The following is a 4880-nucleotide window of genomic DNA, read 5'->3' on the forward strand; positions in this document are numbered from 1 at the left end:
TGATTCATAAGAAGACCTCTTTTCTGGATTTGTGGTTATCTCTAGATTAAGGGTCTTCTTTCTTTTTGTCTACTTTAATTTCTTGCCCTACTATTTTACTTTCCGACAACTATTTTACACATAGACTGGTGTATTACCCGCAGTATGCTGACCGTGAAAAAAGCCAGTACTAGACTGACTTTTCCCGTAAATTAAGTTTTAATCATACGATTTATCTTTTTTATACTCTTCGGATAGGGTCTGATATGCACCAGGCTCAATTGTTTCCAGTTTTTCTCTGACCATTTTAAGGGCAGTTTTATAATCATACTCATCCAGGAAGAGCGATTCACTGTATTTGATTGTCTCGATTACTTCTGGATGTTCGTCTTTATGTCTGTATAGGCGCTGGCTGGTCAGTTCTGTCAGGAGAGCTTCATCGACGATCGCGTCGGTCTGGTCTGCCAGTGATTCGATATCGTCTTCACACATTTTATGAAGAGATAGCACCTCTTTCAGATTTAGACGAGGTCTGGCGAGTTCCTTGGATAAAGCCTCCAGGTGATCTGTTGTGTAGAAAAAGAGATCCAGAAAAGCTTTCGGCAGACCCGGAAGATGCTTGCTTTCAATGTAACGTTTCATTTCCCTTAATGCCATTTCCATTTCTTCAATATCAGTTTTGATCTGCAGCTCTTTCTCTCTATAGGAATAGAGCTGTTTCGACATTGTCTCATAAGTCCGGGACACATTCTCCAACTGCTCGAAGCTCTTTTTAAGTAACCCTTCTGCAGTTGAGTACGGTATTTGTTCTTCTGAAAGCTCTGCTTCTACCTCACCGATCAGTTTGACTTGTTCTTTTAGGGCCTCTTTCAGGTCTTTATACTGATTCTCCTCATTCTGATAGAGGGTATAGCTCTGGTTGATCCGGTCAAGTTCAAAGCCCATTTCACGATTCTGCTCCTGAACGTACAATATGATCTTCTTCAGTTTCTTGATTAAGGTGTTTACCGATGCCTTGGATTCAATTTCAGTTTCCATAAGATCGTATAAGTCATTGATCTGTATTTCGACGGCTTCACTTTGAGAATCTGCTTTTTTAATATCCAGTTCCTCAACATGAGATTTCAGTTCAATGATATCCTTATCGAGCTTGTTCAGCTTATTTTCCATTTCATTTGCTTCTGGAAAGAGATACCCTTGTTCAGTCAGAGTGCTGTACCCTTCGACTATCTCTTCTTTCTGTTTGATATAGGACGTGTTGATCGTCTTGATCAGTTCAGGAATACGACTCATTAGCTTTTCCATCGCTGACATATCTTTATCCAGTTTAGATACAATCAGCTTAGCTTCTTCGTGATCTCCTGATGCTGTCAGATCGGAAAACGAGGTGAACTTGGATTCAATGTCACCCAGTTTGTCTTCAAGATTATTGATGCTGTCGCCAAAAGTAAAGCTGTTCGCCAGCAGTTCTTTTCTAATTTTATGGTACCTTTTCTTAATGGCATCGACTTTTTTCAGATTCGCTTCTTCACGCTGCAGCAATTCATCGATCGTACTGACTATCTGCTTGACATCTTCTTCAATAGCTTTCAGCGATTCATCTGCTCTTTTCTGATAGTCTGAAGCCTGCTTGAACCGGTAACGATCTGTGGCTTGTTCGGCATCAAATAAAAACGCCTCTACTTCCGGCAGTCGTTCATCATTGATCAAGTTCACCTTACTGACAGCCATTTCAGCTGATGCTTTAGATTGGCCACTAATTGCCATTCTTTCAAGCTTATCTGCTTTCTCATTAGGCAAATAACTGAATACGTCCTTTTTTTTGTGATCCAGTCGGTCGATATCAGTATAATGTGTTTTCTTGAGGTAATATGTACTGAAATACACTATCACTGCAAGTATGACGATGCTGATTGCTACGACAATTTCGATTGTCATTTTATTCCCTCCAGCAGTAGATACGAGAGTCTACCGTTGTTCTCTTTTATATAGTATATCAAACTTAGATCAATTATGTTATACTAGCAAGCAAATTCTAAAAAAAAACATAAGTAGCGAAGGGAAAGAATCATGGGAAAAGAACTGAATTATATGATAAATAAGCAGCTTCAGGCTGTTCTGGCAGATGAGCCTAACCAGATAGCCAATCTTAGCAATGCCTCTGCTCTGCTTTTTGATCACTTGACAGACGTAAACTGGGCTGGCTTCTACTTGTGGGACACAACTGATCAGGAACTCGTCCTGGGTCCTTTCCAGGGTAAAGTAGCTTGCGTTCGAATAAAGGACGGCAGCGGAGTATGCGGCACGGCATTCAAGAACGAAGAAACAATTGTCGTTCCTGATGTTCATCAGTTTCCAGGTCATATTGCCTGTGATGCAGCCAGTGAGTCAGAAATTGTAGTTCCGCTTATCAAAGACGGTAGAAAAATCGGTGTCCTTGATATTGATGCGCCAATCAAGAATCGTTTCTCGCAAGATGACAAAAAAATGCTGGAAGAATTCTGTAATGTTCTCCTCGAAGCTCTTTAATTCTGACGTGTCCAGTCAATCTAAAAAAGCCTTCTGTCGATTTAATGACAGAAGGCTTTTTTATACTGTTAATATCGGATTATCTGTTGTAGTACTCAACGATAAACGCTTCATCGATTTCAGCAGGCATTTCTTCACGCAGTGGTAGACGTGTAAGAGATCCTTCAAGCTTTTCATCGTCGAACGTAATAAAGTCCGGACGACCAAAAATAGATTCAACTGATTCTTTGATAATTTTAAGGTTTTTAGATTTTTCACGAACGCCGACTACATCTCCAACTGATACGTGGAATGATGGAATATCGACACGTTTGCCGTTTACAGTGATGTGACCGTGGTTTACAAGCTGACGAGCCTGACGACGAGTAGTCGCAAGTCCAAGTCTGTAAACAACGTTATCTAGACGCTGTTCAAGCAGCACCATGAAGTTGACACCGTGCTTACCTTCACGAATTTTACCTGCTTTAGTGAACAAGTTGAAGAATTGACGTTCGTTCAACCCGTACATGTAACGAAGTTTCTGTTTTTCTTTTAACTGCAGGCCGTATTCAGATAGTTTGATACGCGCAGTAGGTCCGTGCTGACCTGGTGCATATGGACGTCTTGCCAGTTCTTTTCCGCTACCGGTCAAAGAGATGCCTAAACGTCTTGATTTTTTCCATGATGGTCCTGTGTATCTTGCCATTTTGGGATTCCTCCATTTAAATTGTTGTCAGTTTTATTCAAAAACTGCAATGGAGTAAAATAACGAATGGAAGCTTAGTAATACGTGCAGTTTCTTTTCAATCTTCACCAATTGCAGCCGCTGGTTACACAATTGCGCTCATATGATTCATATGGCAAGAAACTGTTGACGCGGTTACCGCTTCCCGCTGCGATATTTTACACAAAGGTCAGTATACCGATAATAAGTCGGTAAGTCAAGGTGATAGGGACATTTAGTTAAAATAAAAACCGGAGTCATTGGCCCCGGCTTTTACTCTTATTCTTTATGAATCAGAATCTTAAAGTTGCAGCAATACCTGTATCTGAAGGCATGCTGGCTTTTTCCAGAACATAGACGTCTCCTTTAGTCTTGAGTACGTTATGAACAAGCTGGTTTACATACTTTTTAGTTTCTGTGCTTTCCTGGTACTGTCCGTTTTCATCAAGTTCACCATGGACCTGGTAATCGTCTTCGATCAGAAGAACGTCGATTTTCCCTTGAATACTTGCCATTCCCAAGTCATTATACTGGGCTTCAAGTCGATATTCAGGTGTCGTTTCGTTAAATTTCTCAACGAGTTTCTTGTATCTGCGGTTAATGATCTCATCCACCACTTCAGAAGTATGTGATTGAATCTCATTAAATGATAACTGCGATGGAGAAGCTTCAATACGTGTTTCGTCAAGGTATTCATTTTTTGACAAACGTTCAAAATCTGCTATATTTTTCGGCAGAGCGAATAGGACTAAAGGTAGTTCTGTCGGCTTGGAATAATGTTCAAAGACATATTTATCAACTTCACGGAAATAATTTTCCTGGTCAATCTCAACTTCATTGCTTTTCTCATTATGTCCGTGAAAGACGCCACCACTGTTCCCTTCACTTCCATTATAAGATCCGACGTTGAGCTCTCCACCAGTCAGCTCGTCCCCTAAAGCTTTAGTCAGTGTGTCAGGGGCTTCTTCAGGCAGATCTATTTCCTGCAGTTTGTTGCGTCTGCCGTTATATAAACTGAATTTATCATGATTCAGAGCCAGCAGGTGATAATAGCTTACATACTGGAAATTGGCGATCAATGGTAAGATATATGGTTGTTCAGCTACTACAGTTCCAGTGTGAATTGGCACACTCAAGCGGTAATAGTAGACTTCGTCCGGGGTGAGATAAAAGACGACACTTTGAGTCATCTGTCTCCAGAAATCTGAATGATCTACAAGCGGCTTCACTTTTTCGAGAAGCGTATTGCAATATTTCTCATCGTACAGCTCACAAAGTTTAACTTTTGCCTCTTTCAGTAAATTCTGGAACTGAATCTGGTTCGCTTCTATTTCTACTGCATTCGATTCATTGTTCAGTGAGATCGAAACGACTACCTCGTACTCTTTAAACAGTTCGTCTGTCGGGAATGTTAAAAGTTCTTGCATATGCGTCACCTTCCATTCATTATTCTCTTCACTGAGAAGCATCTCAATAAAGAGTGCTATATGTACATCATAGCTAATACACTAAAAAATGTCTAAGAATATGCTGAGTATTCATATAAAAAAAGCTTCGGCTACGCCTTCGCCCTTTTGGGATAGTGCGTAGCCATTACTTTTTCAGTTCTGAATTATCGTAGACGATACCGTGAATACTCTTATAGTAAACAGGAACCATCTCATTTCCA

At 40.4% G+C, this 4880-nt stretch carries 4 protein-coding genes; 1 reads left to right on the forward strand and 3 read right to left on the reverse strand.

Annotated elements, in window-relative coordinates:
• Window positions 1-198 precede the first annotated feature (198 nt).
• Window positions 199-1917, reverse strand: a complete 1719-nt coding sequence (locus ACYQ2O_RS10490; protein WP_459796572.1) for a septation ring formation regulator EzrA — start codon at window positions 1915-1917, stop codon at window positions 199-201.
• Window positions 1918-2049: 132 nt separating this feature from the next.
• Between ACYQ2O_RS10490 and ACYQ2O_RS10495 the strand changes: the two genes are divergently transcribed.
• Window positions 2050-2508 (forward strand): GAF domain-containing protein, encoded by a 459-nt coding sequence (locus tag ACYQ2O_RS10495; RefSeq protein WP_459796573.1) that lies wholly within the window; start codon window positions 2050-2052, stop codon window positions 2506-2508.
• A 79-nt stretch (window positions 2509-2587) separates the two neighbouring features.
• Here the strand turns inward: ACYQ2O_RS10495 and rpsD are convergent, their stop codons facing one another.
• Together rpsD and ACYQ2O_RS10505 are read right to left on the reverse strand one after the other, a co-directional pair.
• Window positions 2588-3193, reverse strand: a complete 606-nt coding sequence (gene rpsD, locus ACYQ2O_RS10500; protein ID WP_091264530.1) for a 30S ribosomal protein S4 — start codon at window positions 3191-3193, stop codon at window positions 2588-2590.
• Between the two features lie 311 nt (window positions 3194-3504).
• On the reverse strand, window positions 3505-4638 hold the full coding sequence (locus ACYQ2O_RS10505; RefSeq protein WP_459796575.1) for a baeRF6 domain-containing protein: 1134 nt from the start codon (window positions 4636-4638) through the stop codon (window positions 3505-3507).
• Window positions 4639-4880: the final 242 nt, after the last annotated feature.

Source organism: Alkalibacterium sp. m-11, assembly GCF_054658155.1.